Genomic DNA, 24700 nt, shown 5'->3' with positions numbered 1-24700 from the left:
TGGCGCAGAACCTGAATCCGATTGATCGCGGTCGCGAACGCGATATTAGCGGTTTCGGCATTATGCGCTGACGAGTCATGATCGTTAACTCATGCCTGAGAATCTCACCATTGCGCTGTTTTACTGTTGCGCGCCAATCGGCGAGATTGATGGAGGGTGGAACCACGGGCCGCAAGATCAGCACCCGTCCCTTTGGGACGAGGTGCTTTTTTGTTTTTTCTTGCGGAACTAACGATATTCAGGAGGAACAACACTATGTCCATCAAAGTAAAATTGCCGGATGGCAACGTCCGCGAATACGATTCCGGCGTATCGATTGAGGATGTTGCATTCTCGATCAGCCCCGGACTTAAGAAAAATGCCGTGGCCGGCAAAATCAACGGTAAAGTCGTCGATCTGAACACGCCGATCGCGGAAGACGTCTCGCTTGAAATTTTGACGCTGGACAGCCAGGATGGTCTCGAAGTTATGCGTCACAGCACCGCGCATTTGATGGCTCAGGCGATCAAACGGATTTTTGGCGGAGATAAAGTGAAGCTCGGCATCGGACCAGTCATCGAAGACGGCTTTTACTACGACATCGATCTGGAGCAATCGATTACTCCGGACGATCTCGCCAGCATCGAGAAAGAGATGGAGAAGATCGTCAAGGAGGACTTGCCGATCGTTCGCCGGGAAGTGAGCCGCGAGGAAGCTCTTCGCATATTCGGAGAAATCGAAGATCCGCTGAAGCTGGAGCTTATTCGCGATCTTCCTCAGGAAGCCGTTATAACGATTTACGACCAAGGCGAGTTTTTCGATTTGTGCCGCGGTCCGCACCTTCCTTCTACTGGCAAAATCAAGTCGTTCAAGCTGCTTAGCGTTGCCGGCGCTTACTGGCGCGGCGACAGCAAGAACAAAATGCTGCAGCGGATTTACGCGACGGCATTCGCCAAGAAAGCCCAGCTTGACGAGCACCTCCACTTCCTCGAAGAAGCGAAAAAACGCGATCATCGCAAATTGGGTAAAGAGCTGAATATGTTCACCTTCAGCCGCGAGGTCGGTCAAGGCTTGCCGCTGTGGCTGCCCTACGGCGCCAAGCTTCGCCGGACTCTCGAACGCTATATCGTGGACTTGGAAGAGCGTCTTGGCTATTTGCACGTGTACACTCCGGTTCTAGCCAACGTAGAATTGTACAAAACGTCGGGACACTGGGAGCATTATCAGGAAGACATGTTCCCTCCCATGCAGCTTGACAACGAGGAGCTCGTGCTTCGTCCGATGAACTGTCCTCACCATATGATGGTGTACAAAAGCGAAATGCGGAGCTATCGCGACCTGCCTATCCGGATCGCAGAGCTTGGCATGATGCACCGTTACGAAATGTCCGGCGCATTGACCGGGCTTCACCGCGTAAGAGCGATGACGCTGAACGATTCGCATATTTTTTGCCGTCTCGATCAGATCAAGGAAGAGTTCAAGCGCGTCGTTCAGCTCATTCAGCGCGTGTACGAAGATTTCGGAATCAAGGAATACCGGTTCCGCCTGTCGTACCGCGATCCGCAGGACAAAGAGAAATATTGGCCGGACGACGTCATGTGGGAAACGTCCCAACGGATGCTGCGTGAAGTCGTCGAGGAGCTGGATTTGCCGTTCTTCGAGGCGGAAGGAGAAGCGGCGTTCTACGGGCCGAAGCTTGACGTTCAGGTGAAGACCGCTCTCGGCAAGGAAGAGACGCTGTCCACCGCTCAGATCGACGTTCTGCTGCCGGATCGGTTCGAGCTCGAATATGTCGGAGACGACGGGAAAAAGCATCGCCCGGTCGTTATCCATCGCGGCATTATCAGCACGATGGAGCGGATGACCGCCTTCTTGCTCGAGAATTTCGCAGGCGCTTTGCCGGTGTGGCTGTCCCCGGTTCAAGTGAAGGTGCTGCCGGTTAGCTTGGCGTACGAGTCTTACGTACGCGAGGTTGCCGAGAAGCTGCGCGAAGCCGGCGTGCAAGTCGAAGCCGATCTGCGCAATGAAAAGCTCGGATACAAAATCCGCGAAGCCCAACTGGAGAAAGTGCCTTACATGCTCGTCGTTGGCGACAACGAGGCATCGAGCAACACGGTGTCCGTACGGCGTCGGGGCGAGGGAGACTTGGGCGCGCAGTCCGTCGAACAATTTATCGAGCGGATTACCGGTGAAATTTCCTCCAAAAAAGTGGATTAATCTTGAGAAATGGTCAAGCAGGGAAGCTTGCCGTTGCCTTTTGGGCGACGGCAAGCTTTTTCTTACTATTTCGATGGTCGGGAGTTGTCGATATTTTACTATTAAATGGAAAATATTCTCTTTTTAACGTGGTTATGATAGAATGAAATTACTTGACGCCACTGACGAGGTGACCGACCACAATGAGCTTCCTTCGAGAGCCTGATCCGATTCATTCGCTATGGACGGAAGAAGAAGTAATGGGTGAACTCTACCGTCAGATGCTTCGCGTTGCGCGAAGCAAGCTTTACAACAAAGGCGATGCAGGCGATGTGGTTCAAGAGGCATGGGTTCGAATTCTTGAGAATGGACATAGCTTGCGGGAAGCGGACAAGTTGTTTCCGTGGGCTAGAACCATTGCATCGAATTTGGCATCCAGCGCCAATCGTTCTCGTCGCAGGCTCGAAACGGTCTATGAAGGATATGCGGAATTTTTGCGAGGCGGTAGTCAATCAGCCGAACCGGAACTGATCGCCGTTCTTTCCGATGCGTTAGGGAGGCTTGACCCGGCTACCCGAACGCTGCTGCTTTACAAGTTCTATTACGGATTTAAGGACGACGAAATTGCAACTGCCCTTGACGTTCCCGTCGGAACCGTCAAAGCCCGCATTCACCGAAGCAAAGCAAGATTGAAATCGAATTCGAATGATGAAGGCTATCCGTCGAATACATAAATGTTTTCTCCTTCGTTCATGCTATGGGGCGGGGAGGTGAGGATCAACATGGCTAAGAAAAACAAGCAGAACACGAGCAAATCCGCAGACGCTTTCGACGCCGAGTTCGCATCGGAATCGTCATCCGCGAACAACAACGGCTTTTCCGGAAAATCATCTCAGCGGAACTCGAATCAGCAGAACCGTTAACGGATCGGCTCTGTCTCATCCGTAACGGGCGTTGTTGATAATTGTCGAAAATAGCGGAAATTAGTGAGGAACCCCCTGAGGTTCCTCTTTATTTTTGTCGATTTATGGGATACAATGTTAGAAAAGCTCACATAAAGTGAATGAGCAATCGGGAGATGGTGACGTGAGTCAATGGCAAAGCTGGTTTCGCAATATATCGCAGGGTCGGTCCCGCAGCGAAGCGCGTCCCGGGTTCCGTCATCCTGCCAAACAGTCTGATTATGACGAACGGTCGAATCCCGGAGCTCTTAGGCATATGGTGGAAGAGGCAGTCGTCATCTCGGATCGACTACAAGCGGCCGTATCCGAAGTCGATTCAAGCATGGGACAGCTCGAAGGTATCGTCAACAAGTCGACGGAGCAGGAGGAGAGACTCCGCCGCAACGGCCAATTCGCGATGGAACGACTGGATGAAGCGTTCTCTGCACTGCAGGAAGTGGCGGCTGCCTCCGAAGAAATTCGCGGAACTTCAACCGTTTTGAGCGATCAGAGCAGGCAAACGCGAGATATCGTCGTTGAAGTGTGCCGTTCTCTGAACCAGACGGATGCGGTCATGAACGATTTGTCCGTCAATCATGAGACGATGGAGGCTCGTGTGCGATCTCTTATCGAGCAGGCGTCGCGAATCGGGGAAATCAACGCACTTATTCAAGAGATTGTCGCCCAGACGTCGCTTCTTGCGATCAATGCGGCTATTGAAGCCGCCCATGCGGGAGAGCATGGATTAGGCTTTTCGGTGGTCGCTTCGGAAATAAGGTTATTGGCGGAGCAGAGCGGTCAAGCGGTAAAGCGTTCGACGGCAATCGTCCAGAATATCGAAGCCGGTATTCGGGAAGTCGTCAGCTCGGTCGATATGGAAAAGCGTTCCGTAGCGCAAGGAATGAGCGAGATGGGGAAAAATCGCGAACGAATGGACGAGATTTTCAACCAAATCGTCAAAGTCGACCAGCGGGTCGGACAAACTCTGGATGCCGCGGTCGAGCAAGCCCGCCGCACTTCGGCAACGAACGAAATGTTGAAGGGTGTCGTCGATTCCGTCGGCCTTACGATGGAGAGCGTGGATCAGCTTCTCGTCAATAACAAACGGCAACGGACGGAGATCGTTAATTTGGGCCGCGTGTCCGAAGAGATGAAGGATTCTGCCGACGAGCTCAAGGCGGCCGTGCAGAAGTCCGGAGACCGGGGCTGGGAGCAATCGGTTACGATGGATGCCGGCAAGTGGATCGAGCTTCTTCGGGCGTTGGCTTCGGACCCTTCCTTGAATGGATTGGACGAGGGCGTCCACCGGGAATTGCTCGGAACCTGGATGAACAGATCGCCGGGCATGGAGGCGGTGTGGTCGAATCGAAGCGACGGCTCCTTCGTATTCTCCGAGCCGGAAGCGGGACTGCTTAACGCGCGCAGCCGGGAATGGTGGAAAAGAGCGATGGAGGGCGAGACTTACGTGTCCGACGTGTACATTTCCGCTATTACGAAGAGGCCTTGTATGACAGTTTCCATGCCACTGACTCGTCCGGATGGAGTGGCAATAGGGGTTGTCGGAATCGATATTGTGGTTTCCTGATAAAAAACTTCCCATAGGTAGTTCTCAAAATGGTCATTATCTATTACAATGAGCTTAAATGTAATAAAAGTTCACAATGAATAGATGGTGATCATTCATGAATGAGCCCGCAAGCTCGGCGTCTCCTGCGCCGACGTCTCGCCGCAAAACCGCCGAGGTGCACTCGCTTCTCGAAACGCTTATTTTGAAGCGCGAATCGGAAATAGCGGAAATCGAACAAATGGTGGACAGGTACGAACGCCGCCTGCGCATGGAACAACAGGCTTACCGCACGATGTCGCCCATTCGGAGGATGCTGGCCGGCAAGAAGCCGGATCATCATCTTGCACTTGAATACATTCATTACGTGAAGAAGCCGATGGAGCGAGTGCATTCGCTTCGGGAAGAGATCGGCAAGTATCGCGCTATGCTCGACGGTACGGTGCCGGCTGAGCTGCCGAGCTCCCTTCTGGATTAAGAGTACGATGGGGCTGTCCTCAAGGTCATTTTGGCCGGGGGACGGTCTTTTTTTGTTTGTGTGAAGTGACGGGACGGGATGGCTGGAGGATCGGAGCAACAGTGGGAAGAGGTACCATACATTCGTCGATTGGCTGGCGGATCGGAGCAACAGTGGGAGGAGGTACCATACATTCGACGGATGGCTGGAGGATCGGAGCAACAGTGGGAAGAGGTACCATACATTCGACGGATGGCTGGCGGATCGGAGCAACAGTGGGAGGAGGTACCATACATTCGTCGATTGGCTGGCGGATCGGAGCAAAAGTGGGAGGAGGTACCGTACATTCGTCGATTGGCTGGCGGATCGGTGCAATAGTGGGAAGAGGTACCGTACATTCAGCGGACGGCTGGCGGATCGGAGCGACAGTGGGATGAGATCCTGTACATTCAGCGGACGGTGGTTGATGTGCATAATTAAAGAGACGGGTCGAGCAGTTGCTGCTCAACCCGTCTCTTCAAAATCGTCGACTTAATTCGAACGAAGCTTATCGACATCGAGGAAATCGTGCTCTTGGTTATAGGCGGGAACTCCGTGGATGCCGACGTCGAGGCCGATCAATTCATCGTCCCGCGAGACTCGCACCGGCTTGAACCATTGGATCAGCTTTAACGCCCCCCATGTCAGAGCAAATCCCCAGACGGCCACAACCGCTAATCCAAGCGCTTGGACGCCGAGCAAATACCATCCGCCGCCGTAGAAGAGTCCCGTATGCGCGGCGCTTCCCGGCAAAGCGAACAATCCGACGGCCAGCGTGCCGATGCTGCCGCTGATGCCGTGCACTGCAAAAGCTCCGACGGGGTCGTCGACACGATGCTTCTCGAGTCGTTCGCTGGCGAGTATCATAACGATGCCGGATACGGCACCGATCAGGATCGCGGCTCCGTCGGAGACGAATGCGCAGCCCGCCGTAATGCCGACGAGCCCTGCTAGCGCGCCGTTAATCGCCATGGGAGGATCGGCTTTTTGGTAGCGGAACAGGGTAAATAGAATGCATGCGGCGCAGCCTGCGGCGGAAGCGAGCATCGTCGTGACGGCGATGTGCCCGATATTTTCGTTGGTAGCGCTTAACGTGCTGCCGGAATTAAAGCCGAACCAGCCGAACCAGAGAATGAAGGCTCCTACGGAGGCGAGCGGCAAATTGGAAGGCGGCACGATATTCGTGCGTCCGTCGGCTCCGAACCGTCCGATCCGAGGTCCGAGGAACAGGGCGGCCGCAAGCGCCGCGAAGCCGCCGAGAGCGTGAATGGCGGCGGAGCCGGCGAAGTCGATCATGCCGAGCTTGGCCAGCCATCCGCTCGGAGACCAAATCCAGTGGCCGGATATCGGATAGATCAAGCCTGTCATTAGAATGGTATAGACGATGTAAGCTCTGAAATGAATTCGCTCGGCTACCGCTCCCGACACAATGGAAATGACGGCAATGACGAACGCGCACTGGAACAGCCAATAGGTATCTGTCGAGATGTTGAGCTGAAGATGGGAGAGGTCTCCGTCCATCCAAAACCCTGTAGTGCCGATCAGGCCGCCGGCATCCTTGCCGTACATGATGGCGAAGCCCATGAAATAAAAAACAAGCGCGCCGAACGAAATGTCGACAAACACCTTCATAATGATGCTGACCGCGTTTTTCTGGCGAACGAAGCCGGCCTCAAGCAAGGCGAAGCCGCCCTCCATAAGCAAAATCATGGCTGCGGTCAACACGACCCATATCGTGTCCATGCCACGGGATAGTTCCGCTATCTCCATCTTTTATTCCCCCACAAACATTGTAGAAATCTAACATAATAAGCAGAAATTCGCCCTCATTATATAGGCGAGAGTCACATATGTCAACGATGGCTGTAAAGAAATTTAACATACACATGTTTCGTGTTAGTTATTCGAGCGTGAAAATCGGCCGCCTCAGTCTCGAGACCGAGGGAATTTTCAACCTCCCGACGCTGTCTATCGGGCTTCCTCATCCCTTATACTAGAATTAACAACTCGCTACTCGGAGGTAGGTATTTATGCAATCGTCTTTCCTTCACCGCTTTTTCTGGGGGATCGTCGTCATCGCGATCGGAGTCGTCTTCCTCTTGAATCAGACAGGGGCGGCATCGTTCGATATCGGCGAGCTATTCTCCGTATATTGGCCGGTAATTGTCATTTTTTTCGGGCTGCAGGGACTGCTGCTCCAACGCAACGGCGGCTTGTGCTGGAATCCGATCGTCGTTGCGGTCGGCGTTTATTTTCTGGGCAGAAATCTGGACTGGTTCGAGTGGGAAATCGGCCAGCTATGGCCCGCTGTCGTCATATGGATCGGCATCTGCATGCTGTTTCGAGGCAATCGGCCGAAGCGTACCGATCGCCAAGCCGATCACGGAGCGGACGGATGGAATTCCGTGACCCCTCCGCCGGTGCCGCCGAATCCGTTCCAGCATCACGGCCCTCCGCCGGCCCCTCCGCTAACGGACGATCCGGCGGCCTCGTTCACGAATGCGAACGGCGCTCCCGTTAACGATCCTGCTGCATACTCCGATGAGCGGGAACGGCAGTCACACGCTCAGGAGCGTCAGCAGCACAGCGACCCCTATCGGCAAGAGCGCGACCAATACCGTCAGCACTATAGGGATGAGAGACACGCTCACCATCATGGGCGCCATTGGCACAAGGATCATTGGAAAGACCGCTGGCACGAAGGGAAACAGAGCCACAGCCGCTTCATCGGCGATATCTTTCTCGGCAACGATTACTGGGAGCTGCGTCCCATGAACATATCGATGTTCATCGGCGATACGACGATCGATCTGACGAAAGCGCAAATTCCGAGCGGCGAGACAAAGCTGTATATTTCCTCTTTTATCGGGGATGTGAAGGTGTTCGTGCCTAACGACGCAAACATCGGCGTTCAAGTCGTGTCGAGCTGCCTGATCGGCGACGTCTCCATACTGGATCAGAAGCGCGGCGGATTATTTAACCAGACGACGGTAGAAACGCTCAGCTACCAAGACACGGAAAAAAAAGTCGTACTCGTCGTAAGCTCGTTCATCGGCGACGTTCGAGTGACGAAGGTGGGCTGAGCGTCCGATGATGCGATTCGTTCGGAACAGCAAATGGGAGTGGACGCTTTACACCGGAGCCATCTCGCTTGCCATGGCGCTGTTCTTCGCTTGGACGGAGACGTCCGATAGTCCGATTGAAGGGAAAGACTGGTACGGCTGGGCTGCGGGGCTGATCGTTCTCGCGATGGCGGTCGGCTACGTGTTGGGGAGGCGGACGCAGCAACGGATCGATCAGCTGCAGCTTGCGATCAAACAAGCGGCGGCCGGCAATTGGACGGCCAAGCTGCCTTCCCTCGGAATGGATGCCTTTGCCGGCGTATTTCTGGATTTCAACGCCATGCTGAGCGCGTTGGAGTCGCGGCTCAAGCTGCTTCAACAGCTTGGCGAGAAGAGCGTCGAGGAAGTGTCCTCGCAGGAAAATGCCGTGCTCGAGGAACGGCGCCGATTGGCGCGGGATTTGCACGATACGGTAAGCCAGCAGCTTTTTGCGCTTCACATGTCGGCATCCTCGCTGCCCAAGCTGCTGGAGCGGGATGCGGAGCACGCGGCGAAGGTTATGGAGCAGTTGATTGCGATGTCGTCTACCGCCCAACGGCAGATGCGGAGCCTGATCGCCCAGCTTCGTCCGTTGGAGCTGCAAGGCCGAACGCTGGAAGAGGCTCTGGACAGGTGGTTTCCCGACTACTGCCGGCAGAACGGCTTGCAAGGAACGCTGGACATACAATTGCGGAGTCCGGTCTCGGAAGCGATGGAGCACCAGCTGTTTCTCATTATTCAGGAAGCGATGGCGAATGTGGTGAAGCATGCGGAAGCGAAAGTCGTACGGTTATTCCTCGGGGAGACGGACAGGCAGCTGTCTTTGAACATCGAAGACGACGGAGCCGGCTTCCGGGCCGAACAGGTTCGAACCGGGGCCTATGGGCTGTCCACGATGCGGGAGCGAGCCCAAAAGCTTGGCGGAGAAGCCGAAATCGTAACCAAGCCGGGCTCGGGAACGAGAGTCAAGGTCTGGTTTCCGAAATTCGAACCTAGCACTGAGAAGGAGAGTACGCCAAAATGACGAACGAAACGGGAGTCTCATGGAAAGTCATGATCGTGGACGATCACGAAATGGTCCGAATGGGGCTTCGTACATATTTGATGCTGGATTCGCGGTTTGAAGTGATCGGAGAAGCGGCCAGCGGCATCGATGCTCTCGAAAAGCTGAAGAACGGCGGCTTTGACGGGAGAATGCCCCAACTCGTCCTCATGGATCTCATGATGCCCCATATGGACGGAGTCGAGACGACGAAGGCGCTTCTGGACTCCTTTCCGGAGCTGCGAATTATTATTTTGACAAGCTTTCTGGAAGACGACAAGGTGGTCGAAGCAATCGAGGCGGGAGCTGTGAGCTACGTGCTCAAAACGGTATCGGCCGACGAGCTTTTATACGCGATGCAAGGGGCGATCAAGAACATGCCGGTCATGAGCGGGGATGTATCCCAGGCGCTGACGAGAGGGCTGCGCAAGCGCTCCGTTCAGAATGACGGCGAAGGTCTTACCGAACGCGAACGGGAAGTCCTGCTTCTGATCGCGGAAGGGAAAGCGAATAAAGAAATCGGCGACGAGCTTCATATCAGCATCAAAACGGTCAAAACCCACGTCAGCAACCTGTTGATGAAGTGCGAAGTGGACGACCGAACCCAGCTTGCCATATACGCGCATCGAAAAGGATGGGTAAAAGAGGGTTAAACGGGGCAACTTAGGGATAACCTACTTTAATAAAAGGGGGTTTCCCCATGCATTCCCTTGCATCCTCGCTAACTTCTCGTCAACTCGAATTCGTTCCGGTGCAGGACGCTTTGGCGGAAAAAGGGTTCGCGCTGGGCGGAGGCTGGGAATACGATCACGGTTCGTTCGACTGCGCGCTCGACGAAGCGAATACCGTGTTCCTCCGCATTCCGTTCGACGTCGAGGTCGGCAGGCTGGACAGCGAGACGGCCAACAATGAAGCTCAAATAAGATTCGGTCAGCCCTTTGTCTTGAGACATCTCTACAATGAAGGACTCGATTCCGAGGCGCAAGCCCGTACGTTAGGAGCGCTGTTCGATCAATTTTCCGATCCGGTCGATCCCGACGCAAGCATCGAACCTGCCTGGGTCGAGGCGGCGGGCCGCAAGCTGCGGGAAGTGGAGACGATCTTTCCGGTTTGAACCCGCAATCCATATTGGAACTATACCCGACGATAGCGGCACTAGGCAGTGCCGCTATTTATTTGCGGTTCGAAAAAATCGCGCTCTCTATTTTTGTTCGAGGTTTTATGGGTCTTTCATTTTCGTTTAAGTTAATTTTAAGGTTGGAGGTTCATTATGGGTAACAAGCAAGACAGAAAGGCGCGCTCGCGATAGCACGCTATAGGAGGAATGGAAGATGGACGATCAAAACAAAAAACCGGAAGAATGGAACGAATTTCCGTTTGGACCAAGCGATCGCAAAGAGGACAATGGTTTCCGGCAGGAAAGCGAAGACTCTTTCGCCGAAACGCGTCGTGAACCGGAAACCTATACTTACGGCCCTTTTGGCGGAACGTCCGCTTACAGCTCATCGAACGATAGATTGGAGCCGACTTCCGAGCAAGGACAAGAACCGGTGGAAGTTGTCGCAAGCTCAAGGGAATACCGTCCTTTCACCGTATCGGGCGGAGGCGGAGGAGGCCGCGGCGGCTGGGACGGAGCAAAGCCGAAAAGAACGTCGTTCCGCGGCATTTTCTCGGCTTTCATGGTCGGCGTCGTAGCGGTGGGTGGCCTTATGTTCGCCGCCGATCGCGGCAACTGGTTCGGAAACGAGACTTACGTAAGCAACGCTTCCACGCAAAATTCCGGAGTGAAGGCAGCCAGTACGACAGTCAATAATGCGGCGGACGTCGTGAGGCCGAACAATATCGCGAAAATATTCGAGCAATCATCTCCTGCGGTCGTGAAGATCGAGACATATACGAATGTTCGTACAAACTCGCGGAGCAATAACAGCATGTTCGACGATCCGTTCTTCCGCCAGTTTTTCGGCGATGACGGCAGCGGCCAAGACGGCAATAACGGAAGCAACGGCAACAACGGCAGTAACGGCACCGACGGAACATTGCAGGAAAGCGGAATGGGCTCCGGCTTTATTTTCGACTCGACGGGCTACATTTTGACTAACCAGCACGTCGTGGCGGATGCCGACAAAATCGAGGTTACCGTCATCGGCCACAACAAGCCGTTCACGGCCAAGCTGCTCGGCTCCAGCCGCGATCTGGACCTTGCGGTATTGAAGATCGAAGGAGCGACCTTCCCGACGTTGAAGCTGGGCGATTCCGGCAGCGCGAACATGGGCGACTGGGTTGTGGCTATCGGCAACCCTTACGGCTTCGATCATACGGTAACGGTCGGCGTGCTGAGCGCCAACGAACGCCAAATCAGCATTCAGGATACGGAAGGCCAACGCAACTATGAACATTTGCTGCAGACGGACGCATCGATTAATCCGGGCAACTCGGGCGGGCCTTTGCTGAATCTTAACGGAGAAGTCATCGGCATCAACACGGCAGTCAGCTCGGAGGCGCAAGGCATCGGCTTCGCCATTCCGACCAGCACAATTACGGATGTTCTGGAAAACCTGAAATCGAATACGCAAATTCCGAAAAAGCCGGTGCCTTTCATCGGAGCGAAATTGACGGCCATTACGTCGGATATCGCGAAGAAATTGGGCATCGACACCACCAAAGGCTCTATCGTATCGAATGTCGTATACGGCACGCCGGCTTATCGCGGCGATCTGCGCCAATACGACGTCATCACGGGGATGGACGGCACGTCGTATAATACGCCGGACGATCTTATTGCAGCCATTCAGAAGAAAGCGATCGGCGATAAAGTGACCTTGAACGTCATTCGCGGCGGCAATAAAATCGACGTTAAGGTCGAGGTCGGCAACAAAAACGATTTCGAGGATGTCGAATAACGTATTCGCACACCAGGAAGCGGGCAGTCCTTCAGGGCTTCCCGCTTTTCCCTTTCATAGAGTACAATCAGGGCAATAGAGCGCGCTTAGGAGGCCGGTCGGGAATGAGACCTCATATCGTAGTCATAGACGATGACGACAAAATTACGTCGCTGCTTCGCCGCAGCTTGGCGTTCGAAGGATACGAAGTAACGACGGCTCACGATGGGGCTGACGGAATTCGGTTGCTTGGGGAGAAGAACGCGGAGCTGATCATACTGGACGTCATGATGCCGAAGCTGGACGGCTGGGAAGTATGCCGTCGGCTCAGGGAAGCGGGCATCTCCGCGCCTGTGCTTTTGCTGACGGCGCGCGACGAGGTGCAGGATCGCGTGAAGGGGCTCGATCTCGGAGCGGACGATTACTTGGTGAAGCCTTTCGCTCTGGAGGAGCTGATGGCGCGCGTACGGGCGCTTCTTCGCCGACGTCCGGAAAGAGCGGAGGAAGACGGCAGGCTGAGATTCGAAGACGTGACGCTTGATTACGACGGCAGGGAAACGATTCGCGACGGCAAGAGGATCGAGCTGACCGCCAAGGAATTCGATCTGCTGCATCTGTTCATGCAGAACCCGAAGCGCGTGCTTTCCCGCGATCAGATTATGGAGCGGATTTGGGGCTACGATTACAGCGGCGAATCCAACGTGCTTGAAGTATACGTGGCGATGCTGAGGCAGAAGATGGAGGAGCACGGGGGCAAGCGAATTATTCAAACCGTGCGGGGAGCGGGGTACGTCCTGAAAGGGGATAGCTAGCATGTCCATCAGGCTTCGGCTAACATTGTGGTATTCCGGGCTGCTGGCGGCCGTTCTTATCGGGTTCGGGCTGCTTATTTACAGCGTTGTATATAATAGCACGATGTCGGATATTAGAGGGGAGCTGGCAAAGCTATCCGCGAACATGCGAGTGCAGGCCAAAATTTTTAATGGCGGTCTGGATTTGAATGCGCAAGTGCCTCAAGGATTCGATGCGAACATTTACGGCATTCAGCTTGTGAATTATACCCAGGACAAAAGCGGGAAATCCATCGACAAAACGAATAATCTTATTCGCACAAACATTACGTTTCCTGTATCCGACTTCAGCAAGGTTGATCCGCAAGCCAAAGGAAGGTTTTTTTCCGACACCTTGGGCGGGACCCGGTTTTTGATTTACGAAACGCCGTTGTTAACGTTGGATGGGAATCTCGTCGGGATGCTTCAAGTAGGAGCGTATACGGAACGCGAGGAAAGCCTTTTTTCCTTTTTGAGGTCGATCCTGATTTTCGCGGGTCTGTTCAGCATTGCGGCGGCGTTCAGTCTGGGGATGCTCGTGTCCCGCAAAGCTCTTCGACCGATTGGACGCGTTACCGAGGCGGCCGAGCAAATCCAGAGCGGCTCGGAGCTTGGATTGCGCATTCCGAGGGAAACGCCGAACGACGAAATCGGCCGGCTGACCGACACGTTGAACGGCATGCTGGCCCGGCTGGAGGTCGCGTACAACCATCTGGAGGAGTCGAATACGGCGCAGAGGCGATTCGTCTCCGACGCATCGCATGAGCTGCGCACGCCGCTGACGACGATACGCGGCAACGTCGATTTGCTTGAGAAAATTTGGACGCTTCCTCCGGAAGGCTCAGAGGGGCACGCTGCGCATAAGCTTCCGGAAGCCGAACGAAAGACGATGTCGCTCGAAGCGATAAGCGATATAGCGGATGAAGCGCGCCGGATGAGCCGGCTCGTCAACGACTTGCTTTCGCTCGCAAGAGCCGACGCGGGTTATGCGATGGAGATGAATACCTTGTCGCTTCGTCCGTTGGCGGAAGAGGCCGCGAGGCGCGCTTCCTTCTTGCCGCGGCACGCGGAGTGGATCGTCGGCCCGTTCGAAGCGCTCGACGGCGTTTGGGTGAAGGGAAATAAAGATTATTTGCTTCAGCTTTTGTTTATTCTAATCGAGAACGGCTTCAAGTACACGCCGTCCGGCAAAGTCAGGCTCTACGCATCGAGAAGCGGGAACCATGTCGGCCTTACCGTTTCCGATACCGGGATCGGCCTCGCCGCTGAAGATTTGCCGCATATTTTCGATCGGTTCTACCGAGCGGATCAATCGAGGGGGCAGACGTCCGGTACGGGTCTCGGCCTATCCATTGCGAAGTGGATCGCAGACATGCACAAGGCAAAGCTGGAAGTAAAATCGCGAACGGAAGAAGGCACCTCCTTTACTCTATGGCTTCCGACTTTGAACCCAAGGACCGTCGACTTTGCCCAATCGGGCGAATACGGTATAATGGAACCATCGGAGCGCCCGGACTTCTCGAATTCGGAATCGCGGGAAGATCAAGATTAAGGGCGGGAAAGCAGGCAGCTTGCATGGAAGTCGTCAAAATATCTCCAAGAGGTTACTGTTACGGCGTGGTAGATGCCATGGTATTAGCGCTTCAGACGGCGCGAAACCTGGATTTGCCGCGCCCTATTTATATTTTGGGCATGATCGTTCATAACAGCCACGTCACCGACTCGTTCAAGGACGAAGGGATCATTACGCTCGACGGCCCCAACAGGCTGGAAATCCTGGAGCAAATCGAGAGCGGCACCGTTATTTTCACCGCTCACGGCGTGTCTCCCGAAGTACGCAAGCGCGCCAGGGACAAAGGATTGACTCTCGTAGACGCTACTTGCCCGGACGTTACGAAGACTCATGATTTGATTCGCGAGAAGGTCGAAGATGGCTACGAAGTGATCTATATCGGCAAAAAAGGCCATCCCGAGCCGGAAGGCGCAATCGGGATCGCACCCAACCATGTTCACTTGATAGAGAAGGAAGAAGAAATTTCGGAACTGGGACTCTCGTCCGAACGTATTATAATAACGAACCAAACAACGATGTCCCAATGGGATATTAAAGCTTTGATTTCGCGTCTTTTGGAAGCCTATCCCCATGCGGAGATTCATAACGAAATTTGTCTGGCGACGCAAGTGCGGCAGGAAGCGGTGGCGGAGCAGGTCAAGGACTCCGATCTATGCATCGTAGTCGGCGATCCGCGCAGCAATAACTCCAATCGTCTTGCTCAAGTTTCGGAAGAGATTGGCGGAGTGAAGGCTTACCGGATTTCGGATTTGTCCGAGCTCGATCCTGCATGGCTGCGAGGAATAAGCAAAGTATCGGTTACTTCCGGCGCGTCGACTCCGACTCCGTTGACGAAAGAAGTCATTTCGTACTTGGAGCAGTACGATCCGAATAATGCCGCGACTTGGGAAATTCGCCGAACGGTCAATCCGGCCCAAGCTGCTGCCGACTGTACGCGAGAAAAATACAGGGGTCGCTCCGACAGCTTAATTCCTATACAGAGAGACGGTTTCTTTTTTTGTTTGGCTCGGAGAGGAGCACCATCATGCAAGAGAGACTTCGCAAGCTGAGACGATGGATGAAATACAAGTATATGATGCTAATTCGAGCTAAGGGCGGGGCATCCATGGTCGCCATGGGTTTTGCAATCGGCATCGCCGTGGAGATGTTCACGCTCCCGACCTTAGGCTTCGCGTTCGTGCTCATATTTCCGCTCGTTTATTTGTTCAAGGGCAATTTGCCCGCTGCGCTGGTAGGCTTCGTCGTCGGCAAGGTCATCTACTTGCCGATGGCTATTCTGAACACAATGGTTGGGGCTTGGGTACTGCCCAGCCATATGAGCATCCATCTGCCTTGGATGTGGGTAAACAAGCTGCTGCTGGCGAATTTGAAGCTGATCGTAGGCGGCGTCATCAACGGAATCTTGCTGGGCGCAGTCTGTTATTACCCTATCAAGCTTAGTATCGAAGCATACAAAAACAAGCGCAGGGAGAAGCGCAAGTTGAGACATTCGACCCGCTTGGATACGCGTCCTGCGGCGGAATAGGAAACGTACAAAAATAAGACGAAAAAATCGCTCTATTCCACCAGACCGGTTCCCACATGGGTGGATAAGACGATGAATTCGTCTTATTACATAGCAGGCACCTTCAAAACAGCCTTCATTAAAGGAATAGCGCCAAATTTTCGTCTTATTTTGTTCTAACACTACTTGTTAGGTGTGAATAAGACGAGAAAATCACTCTATTTCGGCCACGCCTTAGCAACCGAAGACGACCGGCTGTCTCATAAAGCAGGTTACTATTGGAATAAGCGAAGGGTTGACAGAAATACGTTTTTTCGCGTATATTTACTTTAGTGCTTAAAAGCGTATAAGCGTCGAAGCGAACAAGCGTCTAAGTGAAAAAGCGAATCGACAATAACATACCGAATTGGAGCGTGTACAATCATGATCGTCATCACATCCCCTCATATCGAAGAAGAGCGCATTGCGGAAATCGTCCGCCAAATCGAGAACAGCGGCGTTCAAGCGCACGTATCCCGCGGCACGGACCGCACCGTTATCGGCATTATCGGCAAAGCGGATCCGCATCTAGCCGAGCATATCCGTTCGATGAAGGGCGTCGAGAACGTCATCAAAATCTCGAAGTCCTACAAGCTTGCAAGCCGGGAATTCCACCCGGACGATACGATTATTGAAGTAAAAGGCGTCAAAATCGGCGGAAACAATCTCGTCGTTATGGGCGGCCCTTGCGCGGTTGAGACGCCGGAGCAAATCGACGAAATCGCCCGTCTCGTCAAGGCGGCCGGCGGCCAAGTGCTTCGCGGCGGCGCGTTCAAGCCCCGCACCGGTCCGTACAGCTTCCAAGGTATCGGAATCGAAGGATTGAAATGGATGAAGGATGCCGGCGACAAATACGGCCTGTTGACCATTACCGAAGTAATGGCGCCGGAATTCGTGGACGTGTGCGCGGAATACGCGGACATCATGCAGGTCGGCACCCGGAACATGCAGAACTTCGATCTGCTCCGCAAGCTCGGAACAATCAACAACCCGGTATTGCTCAAGCGAGGAATGAGCGCCACTTACGACGAATGGCTCAACGCAGCGGAATACATCCTTGCCGGGGGCAACCCGAACGTTATGCTCTGCGAACGCGGCATCCGCACATTCGAGACGTACACCCGCAATACGTTCGACCTCGCCGCTGTCCCGGTCGTCCAACAGCTTTCCCACTTGCCGGTTATCGCCGACCCGAGCCACGCGACGGGACGCCGAGAGCTGGTCGAGACGATGACGAAGGCGTCGGTAGCCGCGGCGCGAATGGACTTATTATCGAGATGCATACCGATCCGGACAATTCGGCGACGGGAGACGGCGTACAATCGCTGTTCCCGGATCAATTCGCGAATTTGCTGAAGGAGCTTGAGCAGCTTGCTCCGCTTTGCGGCAAGAAGTTCGACACGGCGAAGGAGCCGGCCGAAGCGTTCCGAGAATGGAAAAAATAATTGTACCAGGAAACAAGCGGGCCGATCGCGGTTCGCTTTTTCTTTTGCCGCCATAAGGGAGTACAATCGGTCATATAAGAGAGATAGAAGCGAAGAAGCGGATTAGGAGGCCACAAGGATGAAGCTAAAGCTCGGTGTGTTGGATCAATCGCCGATCGGACGAGGAGAAACGGCCGCAACGGCGCTGCAGCATACGCTCGCGTTGGCGAGGGCTGCGGAACGATGGGGCTATTCGAGATTTTGGGTGTCGGAGCATCACGATTCGAAAAGCTTGGCCGGCTCTTCGCCGGAAGTGCTCCTCGCCGCGATCGGAGCGCATACTTCGCGAATTCGCATCGGATCAGGAGGTGTGCTGCTTCCTCACTATAGTCCGTATAAGGTAGCGGAAAATTTTCGGGTGCTGGAGGGGCTCTATGCCGGCCGGGTAGATCTCGGAATCGGAAGAGCGCCGGGCGGCATGCCTTTGTCGTCCCGCGCTCTGCGCAAAGATTCTCCGAAAGAGCCCGACGAGCATTTTCCGCAGTCGCTAAGAGAGCTGGCCGCCTACATCGGAAAGGGGGAGCGGCTGGAGCCGACTCACCCGTTCGCCGAGCTGAACGCGTCGCCGCACGTGGATACGACGCCGGAAGTTTGGCTGCTTGGATCGAGCATCTATAGCGCCGCCGTCGCTGCCCAGATGGGGGCGGGCTTCTCCTTTGCCCATTTTATTAATGGGGAAGGCGGGCAAGGTGCGGTCCGGGACTACTTGAAGCACTTCCGTCCCGGACCTCTGGGCGATCGTCCGAACGTGAGCGCATGCGTTTTTGTCATTTGCGCGGAGACGGACGAGGCGGCGGAAGGGGAAGCGAGATTGACGGATTTGCGTTTGCTTTATTTGGAAAAAGGGCAATTCCAGCAGCCGTTCCCGACGATGGAAGAAGCGAACGCATATCCTTACTGCGATTGGGATCGGCTTCGGATAACCGAAAATCGGAAGCGCATAATCGTCGGAGGGCCTTCAAAGGTGAAAAAAGAGCTGGAGTCATTTGCGGATAGTTACCGAACGAATGAAATATTGGTTACTTGTATAATGTCGGATTTTAACAAACGGGTGCGCAGCTACGAAAGGCTGGCGGATCTATTCGAACTGCTCGATTAAAAAGGTGAGAAACCCGCGCGGGACATAGGGTTTTGGCATTGTGAATAATTAATGAAAGGTGTGAGAATTGCTAACATATTCGCAAAAAATACCTTACATAAGTATTGACGCTCCCTAAACAGAGTTCTATAATAACGTCATACGTTGAGTGAAAACTTGAACGATTCACTGGTAACACACTCTAAATGTTCGGAAATAGGGAGGAAACTCGAAAATGTCAGTCGAAAAAGTTTTGGATTTGCTTAAGGAAAAGAATATCGAGTTCGTAGACTTCCGCTTCATCAGCCTTGCCGGTCAAGCTCATCACATTACTCTTCCTACTACTGAAGTTGACGCCGATACTTTCGTCAACGGCGTAGCATTCGACGGCTCTTCGATCCCGGGCTTCCGCGGAATTGAAGAATCCGATATGGTCATGATGCCGGATACGGAAACCGCTTATGTCGATCCGTTCACCGCTCACTCGACCCTCATTATCATGTGTAACATCCACACGCCTGACGGCGAGCGTTACGAGCGCGATCCGCGTTCGATCGCCCACAAAGCGGAAGAATATTTGCAAAAAGCCGGCGTTGGAACGACCGCGTTCTTCGCACCGGAATCCGAATTCTTTATTTTCGACGACGTTCGTTATGAAAGCACGATGAACTCTTCTTCCTTCTCGGTTGATTCCGAGGAAGCGGCTTGGAACACGAACCGCAAAGAAGAAGGCGGCAACCTTGGTTTCAAAGTCCGCGTTAAAGGCGGCTATGTGCCGGTTGCTCCAACCGATTCCCAGCAAGATATCCGCAGCGAAATGGTTCGCATTATGCAAGAAACCGGCTTGCGCGTTGAGCGTCACCACCATGAAGTGGCGACGGCCGGACAAGCGGAAATCAACTTCCGTTTCGACACGTTGACGACGACTGCCGATAACCTTATGAAATACAAATACATTATCCACAACGTTGCTCGTCAATACGGCAAAGTTGCAACGTTCATGCCTAAACCGCTCTTCGGCGACAACGGCAGCGGAATGCACGTTCACCAATCGATCTTCGACGGCGGCGAGCCTCTGTTCTATGAAAAAGGCGGCTACGGTAACCTGAGCCAAATGGCTCTGTACTACATCGGAGGCATTCTGCACCACGCTCCGGCTCTGATCGCGATCACGAACCCGTCCACGAACTCGTTCAAACGTCTCGTTCCTGGTTACGAAGCGCCGGTTAACCTTGTTTACTCCAAAGGCAATCGTTCCGCAGCCGTTCGTATTCCGGTTGCAGCTGTTACGCCTAAAGGATGCCGCATCGAGTTCCGTACGCCGGATTCCACGGCTAACCCTTACCTTGCGTTCGCAGCGATGCTGATGGCAGGTCTGGACGGAATCAAACGCAAAATCGATCCAGCCGCTCTTGGCTATGGACCTTTCGACACGAACATTTACGAGCTGTCCGACGAGCAAAAGAAAGAAATCCGCAGCGTTCCAGGCACTCTGGACGAAGCGCTTGACGCTCTTGAAGCAGACAGCGAATTCTTGACCGAAGGCGGCGTCTTCACGAAGGAATTCATCGACAACTACGTGGCGCTCAAACGCGGCGAAGCGAAAGCCGTTTCCATCCGCGTTCATCCTCACGAGTACAGCCTGTACTTCGACTGCTAATATTTGTTTGATACGTAAGCCTCCGTCCGCGATTAGCGGGCGGGGGCTTTTTTGCGATGCGAAGCAATCCTGCCGATAGCAGGCTCGCTTCGCGTCGCTGCAATTGTATTTTTGGATAATGGATGGGAAGGTTACAGGGCAGGGGGCTGAGAAAGCGAGCGAGATTTTGTTGGAAAAGATGAAGGCTACGGCAGTAAATGATTGCGCGGCTCGTCAGGCTTAGGGGCGCGGCGGCAACGCAGGCGGGAGGCGGCGCGTTCGGCTAGAGAGCTCCGCGCAGCGGAAATTCGGCCAGCCGCTCGTAGCCCGGGCGCCGGCCGATGTGCGTGCGGAACACGGTTACGCGTTCCGCCGTCCAAGCCAGCGGGGCGACCGCGCCCGATTGGGCGGTCGCCTCGCTCCATGCCGCGGCGATGGCGGCCGGGCCGCAAGCCGCGTTGCCGTTCCGCGCGAGCGTGACGTGCGCGCGGAACGGTCTTGCCTCTAGGGCGAAGCCCGCGGAGGCGAGAGGGGTGGCGAGCGCGTCATGCAGCGACGCGAGCGGATCTTCTTGCGATGCGGCGATGGATGCTGCAGCAGCGGGCGCAGGCTCGCTTACTTTGCACCATAAGACGCGTGGGGCGTCCGGTTGTCCGAATGTCGCTAGTTCGCCTAGCTGCAGTCGAAAAGGAGAAGCAGTCTGGGCTATTCTCGCCATGGCCTCGTAAAGATTTTCCACGCGATTAACGGCTACATCGCCCAAGAAGTGCAAAGTGACGTGCAAATCGGCGGGGTGAGTCCAACGTTTGAACGGCAGGGAGGCCGACAATTGGCTCAATATTGGCGTCATTGCGCGAATAACGTCGTTTGACACTGCGACACCGACAAAAAGACGAAAATTTTCCAATATGTCGCCAGCTTTCGTTCGGAATTGTGCTCATATCGCCACGAAACGGAAGGATTGCATGTTGCTTGCAGACTGTCGGCTTTGATATGATAAGCCTATCATTATTTTGACAAGGTGGGAATGGGATGGCAAACCGCGCTTACAATTTCAACGCGGGTCCTGCCGCGCTGCCATTGGAAGTATTGCAGCAGGCGCAGGAGCAATTCGTTGAATTCGACAATACCGGCATGTCGCTGATGGAGATGTCCCATCGCGGCGCCGTATACGAAAAAGTGCACTACGAAACGGAAAATCTGCTTCGCGAGCTGCTCGGCATTCCGGAAGGATACAAAGTATTGTTCCTTCAAGGCGGAGCGAGCACGCAGTTCGCCATGATTCCGATGAACCTGCTCTCTCCGGGCAAGGTTGGCGCATACGTGGCGACGGGAAGCTGGGCGACCAAAGCGATCGAGGAAGCGAAGCTGTTCGGCGATACGGCGATCGCGGCTTCTTCCGAAGCGGACAAATATGCGCGAATTCCTTCGCTTACTGATGTAAAGATTCCGGATAACGCCGCTTACCTGCACGTTACCTCGAACGAGACGATCGAAGGTACGCAGTGGCAAGCTTATCCCGATAGCGGCAGCGTTCCGCTGATCGGCGACTTGTCCAGCGATATCCTTTGCCGTCCGATCGACGTCTCCCGGTTCGGCTTAATCTATGCGGGAGCGCAAAAGAACCTGGGACCTTCAGGCGTTACGATCGCCGTCATTCGCGAAGACTTGATCGGCAAGCCGTCCATGACCGTACCGACGATGCTGCGCTATTCGACCCACGCCAAGGCCGATTCGTTGTACAATACTCCGCCGACATTCGCTATTTATATGGTGAATACGGTTCTGAAATGGGTAAAAGCGAACGGCGGAGCAGCCGGCATGGCAGCGCGTAACGGGGAAAAAGCAAAGCTTTTGTACGATGCAATCGACGGAAGCGGCGGATTTTACCGCGGCTTTGCCGAAAGCGCGAGCCGTTCGATCATGAACGTCACGTTCCGTATGGGCAGCGAGGAACTGGAGAAGCAATTCGCCAAGGAATCGGAAGCGAACGGCTTCGTTGGGCTTAAAGGACATCGGAGCGTAGGCGGCTTACGGGCTTCGATCTACAATGCCGTACCTCCTGAGAGCGTCCAAGCTCTCGTCTCATTCATGAAGGATTTCCAAAGCCGGAACGGATAACCGAACCGGGATCGATCTCGGAAATAGCGGTGTCGCCGCTATTTCCGTTTTTTCGCGCGGTCAGGCATTCGAGGAGGAACACGTATTATGCCGTTTCACATCGTTCTCGTACATCCGGAAATCCCGGCGAATACGGGCAATATCGCCCGCACGTGCGCGGCGACCGGTACGCATCTTCACCTCGTACGGCCTCTCGGCTTCTCAACCGACGACCGGGAGCTGAAGCGGGCCGGTCTGGATTACTGGTATGCAGTCAACATTACGTATTACGATTCGTTCGAGGAAGTGGAGCAGGCTCATCCGGAGAGCCGGTTTTTTTTCGCGAGCACTCGGGCGGACAAGCGCTATTCCGATTTTGAATTTCGAGACGGCGATATGTTCGTATTCGGCAAAGAGACGAAGGGGCTGCCGCAGGAGCTTCTCGACGCGAATCCGGATACGGGGATGCGCATGCCGATGACGGACAAGGTGCGTTCTTTGAATTTGGCGAATTCCGCGGCGATCGTTGTTTACGAGGCGCTTAGGCAGACCGATTTTCCCGGACTTTTAGATCGTTCGTAGCATTTTTGAATTTTCTCTTGTTTTTATATGTAGTTTTGTAAGATACTAAGATAATTAGCGTTAAAAGAAGGATTTTTGAGGTCATTTATCGAAACGCTATAGGTGTAGCTTTGGGTTCCATGTTTAACTATAACTAACATGAGTAGCGGAAGAATGGGAGGAACTGCATTGAAACCGGCTGGCGTAGTTCGTAAGGTAGACCAATTGGGACGGATCGTATTGCCTAAATCGCTTCGTAAGCGATATCAGATGAACGAGGGAGATCCTGTGGAGATTTTAGTCCAAGGTGATCATATTATTTTGGAACGTTATCGGCCTCGCTGCGTATTTTGCACTTCGATGGAAGGCGTCTCGGAGTTCAAAGAGCGTTACGTCTGCAGCGCTTGCATGTCGGAAATGGGCGGGCTGTAAAATAAGCTGGAAAGCCGTTCGGCGCCTTATTGGCGTTGATCGGCTTTCTTTTTTTGGCGCTATTGCTTGAGGACGCATATGCCCGCCTATCTTCGCCTAGCTCGCCGATCCTTGCCTAGCCTGCCGATCCTCGCCTAGCTCGCCGATCCTCGCCTAGCCCGCCGATCCTCGCCCAGCCTGCCGATCCTCGCCCAGCCGCCGATCCTCGTCTAGCCCGTCGATCCTCGCCTAGCCCGTCGATCCTCGCTTAGCCGCCGATCCTCGCCTAGCCCGTCGATCCTCGCTTAGCCCGCCGATCCTTGCCTAGCCCGCCGATCCTTGCCTAGCCCGACGCTCAACTGCAAAACATACATTTATTTTGATGATAGATCGGTGTTCTAGCGATATTACCTGCAAATGGTACATGTATTGAGGATGCTATTAGCGTCAATCTCCGAAATATCAAAAATTAAATGTACTTTTTGCAGTACATTCCCAACGGCGTGGCTCAAGAGGAAGGATAGCTGTATCTATTGCAGTTAATCAACTGCCCGTCAGGCAAAAGAGGAAAAGAACTGGGGCGGTGGGCTTGTTTAACTGCCCGTCAGGCAGCAAAGGAGAATTGGGACGGCGGGTTTGTTTAACTGCCCGTCAGGCAGCAAAGGAGGAGAATTGGGACGGCGGGTTTGTTTAACTACCCGTCAAGCAGCAGAGGAGCAGAACTGGGAGAGGAGGTTGGTTTAACTGCCCGTTCAGCAGCAAAGGAGGAGAACTAGGAGGGGAAGTTTGTTTGACTTCACGTCAGACCGCAGAGGCGGAGAGATGCGTATTTTCTTTTACACACACGACAACCGAACCGAGCCGAGCCGAGTCGGGCAAACCGGCTGCGCACTGTATAAAAAAACGGCCGATTGTCGGCACAAGCCGCAATCGGACCGTTTCTTTAGAGCAGAATTACAGCCCTTTGGTTTTGTCGTCATTGTAAGACGACGTAAGAATCGCGGTCAGGAACAGGACGAATATGAGCATGCAAATCCAAAATTTGTCGGACATTCCGAGGAACGTAATTGCATGTTTGACGGCTTCTTCCGCTAGAAACATCTTCCACACCTCCGCTTAACTCCCTTTATTATAACCAACGCGCGGCAAAAAGAAAACGCAAAAAGTTGTGACAAAACGTGCGATTTGCCGGAGAAGGACTTCGGTCGAGGATCGGCAATATTTATGATGTTCAAATCATGTCATGCACCAGGAGCCGGGGAGCCTTCTCGGGCTCTTTT

At 54.0% G+C, this 24700-nt stretch carries 21 protein-coding genes and 2 pseudogenes; 20 read left to right on the top strand and 3 right to left on the bottom strand.

All coding sequences use genetic code 11. From position 1 onward, the window contains the following. Positions 1-255: 255 nt before the first annotated feature. The 5 genes from thrS (at position 256) to D3H35_RS08980 (ending at position 5158) form a co-directional block, all read left to right on the top strand. Complete coding sequence (gene thrS, locus D3H35_RS09000; protein ID WP_119148742.1) at positions 256-2196, top strand: threonine--tRNA ligase; 1941 nt, start codon at positions 256-258, stop codon at positions 2194-2196. Positions 2197-2378: 182 nt separating this feature from the next. Then, complete coding sequence (locus D3H35_RS08995; protein WP_119148741.1) at positions 2379-2909, top strand: RNA polymerase sigma factor; 531 nt, start codon at positions 2379-2381, stop codon at positions 2907-2909. Positions 2910-2957: 48 nt separating this feature from the next. After that, complete coding sequence (locus tag D3H35_RS30660; RefSeq protein ID WP_158594014.1) at positions 2958-3098, top strand: hypothetical protein; 141 nt, start codon at positions 2958-2960, stop codon at positions 3096-3098. Between the two features lie 163 nt (positions 3099-3261). Next, positions 3262-4701 carry a methyl-accepting chemotaxis protein gene (locus D3H35_RS08985; RefSeq protein ID WP_147355787.1) on the top strand — a complete coding sequence of 480 codons (1440 nt, stop codon included), beginning with the start codon at positions 3262-3264 and terminating at the stop codon, positions 4699-4701. Between the two features lie 97 nt (positions 4702-4798). Beyond that, a complete protein-coding gene (locus D3H35_RS08980) occupies positions 4799-5158 on the top strand; it encodes a hypothetical protein (protein WP_119148738.1) in 360 nt (119 codons plus the stop codon). Positions 5159-5668: 510 nt separating this feature from the next. Here the strand turns inward: D3H35_RS08980 and D3H35_RS08970 are convergent. Further along, the gene (locus tag D3H35_RS08970; RefSeq protein WP_119148736.1) at positions 5669-6946 is read right to left on the bottom strand and encodes an ammonium transporter; all 1278 of its coding nucleotides are present in this window, start codon (positions 6944-6946) and stop codon (positions 5669-5671) included. A gap of 260 nt (positions 6947-7206) precedes the next feature. Between D3H35_RS08970 and liaF the strand changes: the two genes are divergently transcribed. The 12 genes and pseudogenes from liaF to glnA all read left to right on the top strand — a co-directional run bounded on the left by liaF (position 7207) and on the right by glnA (position 20369). Next, on the top strand, positions 7207-8259 hold the full coding sequence (liaF, locus tag D3H35_RS08965) for a cell wall-active antibiotics response protein LiaF (RefSeq protein WP_233567694.1): 1053 nt from the start codon (positions 7207-7209) through the stop codon (positions 8257-8259). A gap of 7 nt (positions 8260-8266) precedes the next feature. Further along, entirely contained in the window at positions 8267-9301 is a 1035-nt protein-coding gene (locus D3H35_RS08960) for a HAMP domain-containing sensor histidine kinase (protein WP_325049964.1), read from the top strand. Further along, positions 9298-9972, top strand: coding sequence for a response regulator (locus D3H35_RS08955; RefSeq protein ID WP_119147255.1), 675 nt, complete (start codon positions 9298-9300; stop codon positions 9970-9972). The genes D3H35_RS08960 and D3H35_RS08955 overlap by 4 nt, the downstream gene beginning before the upstream one ends. Before the next feature lie 47 nt (positions 9973-10019). Further along, complete coding sequence (locus tag D3H35_RS08950) at positions 10020-10433, top strand: YugN family protein (protein WP_119147254.1); 414 nt, start codon at positions 10020-10022, stop codon at positions 10431-10433. Positions 10434-10650: 217 nt separating this feature from the next. Further along, positions 10651-12222, top strand: a complete 1572-nt coding sequence (locus D3H35_RS08945) for a S1C family serine protease (protein WP_119147253.1) — start codon at positions 10651-10653, stop codon at positions 12220-12222. A 104-nt stretch (positions 12223-12326) separates the two neighbouring features. Beyond that, positions 12327-13013 (top strand): response regulator transcription factor, encoded by a 687-nt coding sequence (locus D3H35_RS08940; protein ID WP_119147252.1) that lies wholly within the window; start codon positions 12327-12329, stop codon positions 13011-13013. Between the two features lies 1 nt (position 13014). Continuing rightward, positions 13015-14583, top strand: coding sequence for a sensor histidine kinase (locus tag D3H35_RS08935; protein WP_119147251.1), 1569 nt, complete (start codon positions 13015-13017; stop codon positions 14581-14583). Between the two features lie 23 nt (positions 14584-14606). After that, positions 14607-15573: pseudogene (locus D3H35_RS08930) on the top strand (4-hydroxy-3-methylbut-2-enyl diphosphate reductase). A gap of 55 nt (positions 15574-15628) precedes the next feature. Beyond that, positions 15629-16129, top strand: coding sequence for a DUF2062 domain-containing protein (locus tag D3H35_RS08925; protein ID WP_233567645.1), 501 nt, complete (start codon positions 15629-15631; stop codon positions 16127-16129). Positions 16130-16531: 402 nt separating this feature from the next. Next, a pseudogene (gene aroF, locus D3H35_RS08920) lies at positions 16532-17592 on the top strand (3-deoxy-7-phosphoheptulonate synthase). 118 nt (positions 17593-17710) lie between these two features. Continuing rightward, on the top strand, positions 17711-18730 hold the full coding sequence (locus tag D3H35_RS08915) for an LLM class flavin-dependent oxidoreductase (protein WP_119148735.1): 1020 nt from the start codon (positions 17711-17713) through the stop codon (positions 18728-18730). Positions 18731-18944: 214 nt separating this feature from the next. Beyond that, positions 18945-20369, top strand: a complete 1425-nt coding sequence (gene glnA, locus D3H35_RS08910) for a type I glutamate--ammonia ligase (protein ID WP_119148734.1) — start codon at positions 18945-18947, stop codon at positions 20367-20369. A 262-nt stretch (positions 20370-20631) separates the two neighbouring features. Here the strand turns inward: glnA and thpR are convergent, their stop codons facing one another. After that, positions 20632-21255 (bottom strand): RNA 2',3'-cyclic phosphodiesterase, encoded by a 624-nt coding sequence (thpR, locus tag D3H35_RS08905; protein ID WP_119148733.1) that lies wholly within the window; start codon positions 21253-21255, stop codon positions 20632-20634. A gap of 125 nt (positions 21256-21380) precedes the next feature. Here thpR and serC point away from each other — a divergent pair, with 125 nt between their 5' ends. From serC to D3H35_RS08890, 3 genes are all read left to right on the top strand, one after another. Continuing rightward, entirely contained in the window at positions 21381-22469 is a 1089-nt protein-coding gene (serC, locus tag D3H35_RS08900; protein WP_119148732.1) for a 3-phosphoserine/phosphohydroxythreonine transaminase, read from the top strand. 87 nt (positions 22470-22556) lie between these two features. Next, positions 22557-23030: a tRNA (uridine(34)/cytosine(34)/5-carboxymethylaminomethyluridine(34)-2'-O)-methyltransferase TrmL gene (gene trmL, locus D3H35_RS08895; RefSeq protein WP_119148731.1), complete on the top strand. Its 474-nt coding sequence runs from the start codon at positions 22557-22559 to the stop codon at positions 23028-23030. 168 nt (positions 23031-23198) lie between these two features. Then, the gene (locus D3H35_RS08890; RefSeq protein ID WP_119148730.1) at positions 23199-23441 is read left to right on the top strand and encodes an AbrB/MazE/SpoVT family DNA-binding domain-containing protein; all 243 of its coding nucleotides are present in this window, start codon (positions 23199-23201) and stop codon (positions 23439-23441) included. 933 nt (positions 23442-24374) lie between these two features. On the opposite strand, the gene D3H35_RS30655 is transcribed toward D3H35_RS08890, so the two are convergent. Next, on the bottom strand, positions 24375-24521 hold the full coding sequence (locus D3H35_RS30655) for a hypothetical protein (protein WP_158594012.1): 147 nt from the start codon (positions 24519-24521) through the stop codon (positions 24375-24377). Positions 24522-24700: the final 179 nt, after the last annotated feature.

Source organism: Cohnella faecalis, from assembly GCF_003570905.1.
In the GTDB taxonomy this organism is placed as follows: domain Bacteria; phylum Bacillota; class Bacilli; order Paenibacillales; family Paenibacillaceae; genus Cohnella; species Cohnella faecalis.
Note: the sequence above shows the minus strand (reverse complement) of the source record. Positions and strands in the feature narration are given on the sequence as shown.

What these genes read in the sequence shown, in the direction of transcription:
- D3H35_RS08940 (WP_119147252.1), top strand. Translation starts at nt 12,327, where the DNA reads ATGAGACCTCATATCGTAGTCATAGACGATGACGACAAAATTACGTCG.
- D3H35_RS08945 (WP_119147253.1), top strand. Translation starts at nt 10,651, where the DNA reads ATGGACGATCAAAACAAAAAACCGGAAGAATGGAACGAATTTCCGTTT.
- trmL (WP_119148731.1), top strand. Translation starts at nt 22,557, where the DNA reads ATGCCGTTTCACATCGTTCTCGTACATCCGGAAATCCCGGCGAATACG.
- D3H35_RS08995 (WP_119148741.1), top strand. Translation starts at nt 2,379, where the DNA reads ATGAGCTTCCTTCGAGAGCCTGATCCGATTCATTCGCTATGGACGGAA.
- D3H35_RS08915 (WP_119148735.1), top strand. Translation starts at nt 17,711, where the DNA reads ATGAAGCTAAAGCTCGGTGTGTTGGATCAATCGCCGATCGGACGAGGA.
- D3H35_RS08950 (WP_119147254.1), top strand. Translation starts at nt 10,020, where the DNA reads ATGCATTCCCTTGCATCCTCGCTAACTTCTCGTCAACTCGAATTCGTT.
- D3H35_RS08935 (WP_119147251.1), top strand. Translation starts at nt 13,015, where the DNA reads ATGTCCATCAGGCTTCGGCTAACATTGTGGTATTCCGGGCTGCTGGCG.
- liaF (WP_233567694.1), top strand. Translation starts at nt 7,207, where the DNA reads ATGCAATCGTCTTTCCTTCACCGCTTTTTCTGGGGGATCGTCGTCATC.
- D3H35_RS08960 (WP_325049964.1), top strand. Translation starts at nt 8,267, where the DNA reads ATGATGCGATTCGTTCGGAACAGCAAATGGGAGTGGACGCTTTACACC.
- thrS (WP_119148742.1), top strand. Translation starts at nt 256, where the DNA reads ATGTCCATCAAAGTAAAATTGCCGGATGGCAACGTCCGCGAATACGAT.
- D3H35_RS08925 (WP_233567645.1), top strand. Translation starts at nt 15,629, where the DNA reads ATGCAAGAGAGACTTCGCAAGCTGAGACGATGGATGAAATACAAGTAT.
- serC (WP_119148732.1), top strand. Translation starts at nt 21,381, where the DNA reads ATGGCAAACCGCGCTTACAATTTCAACGCGGGTCCTGCCGCGCTGCCA.
- D3H35_RS08980 (WP_119148738.1), top strand. Translation starts at nt 4,799, where the DNA reads ATGAATGAGCCCGCAAGCTCGGCGTCTCCTGCGCCGACGTCTCGCCGC.
- D3H35_RS08970 (WP_119148736.1), bottom strand. Translation starts at nt 6,946, where the DNA reads ATGGAGATAGCGGAACTATCCCGTGGCATGGACACGATATGGGTCGTG.
- D3H35_RS30655 (WP_158594012.1), bottom strand. Translation starts at nt 24,521, where the DNA reads ATGTTTCTAGCGGAAGAAGCCGTCAAACATGCAATTACGTTCCTCGGA.
- D3H35_RS08955 (WP_119147255.1), top strand. Translation starts at nt 9,298, where the DNA reads ATGACGAACGAAACGGGAGTCTCATGGAAAGTCATGATCGTGGACGAT.
- glnA (WP_119148734.1), top strand. Translation starts at nt 18,945, where the DNA reads ATGTCAGTCGAAAAAGTTTTGGATTTGCTTAAGGAAAAGAATATCGAG.
- D3H35_RS30660 (WP_158594014.1), top strand. Translation starts at nt 2,958, where the DNA reads ATGGCTAAGAAAAACAAGCAGAACACGAGCAAATCCGCAGACGCTTTC.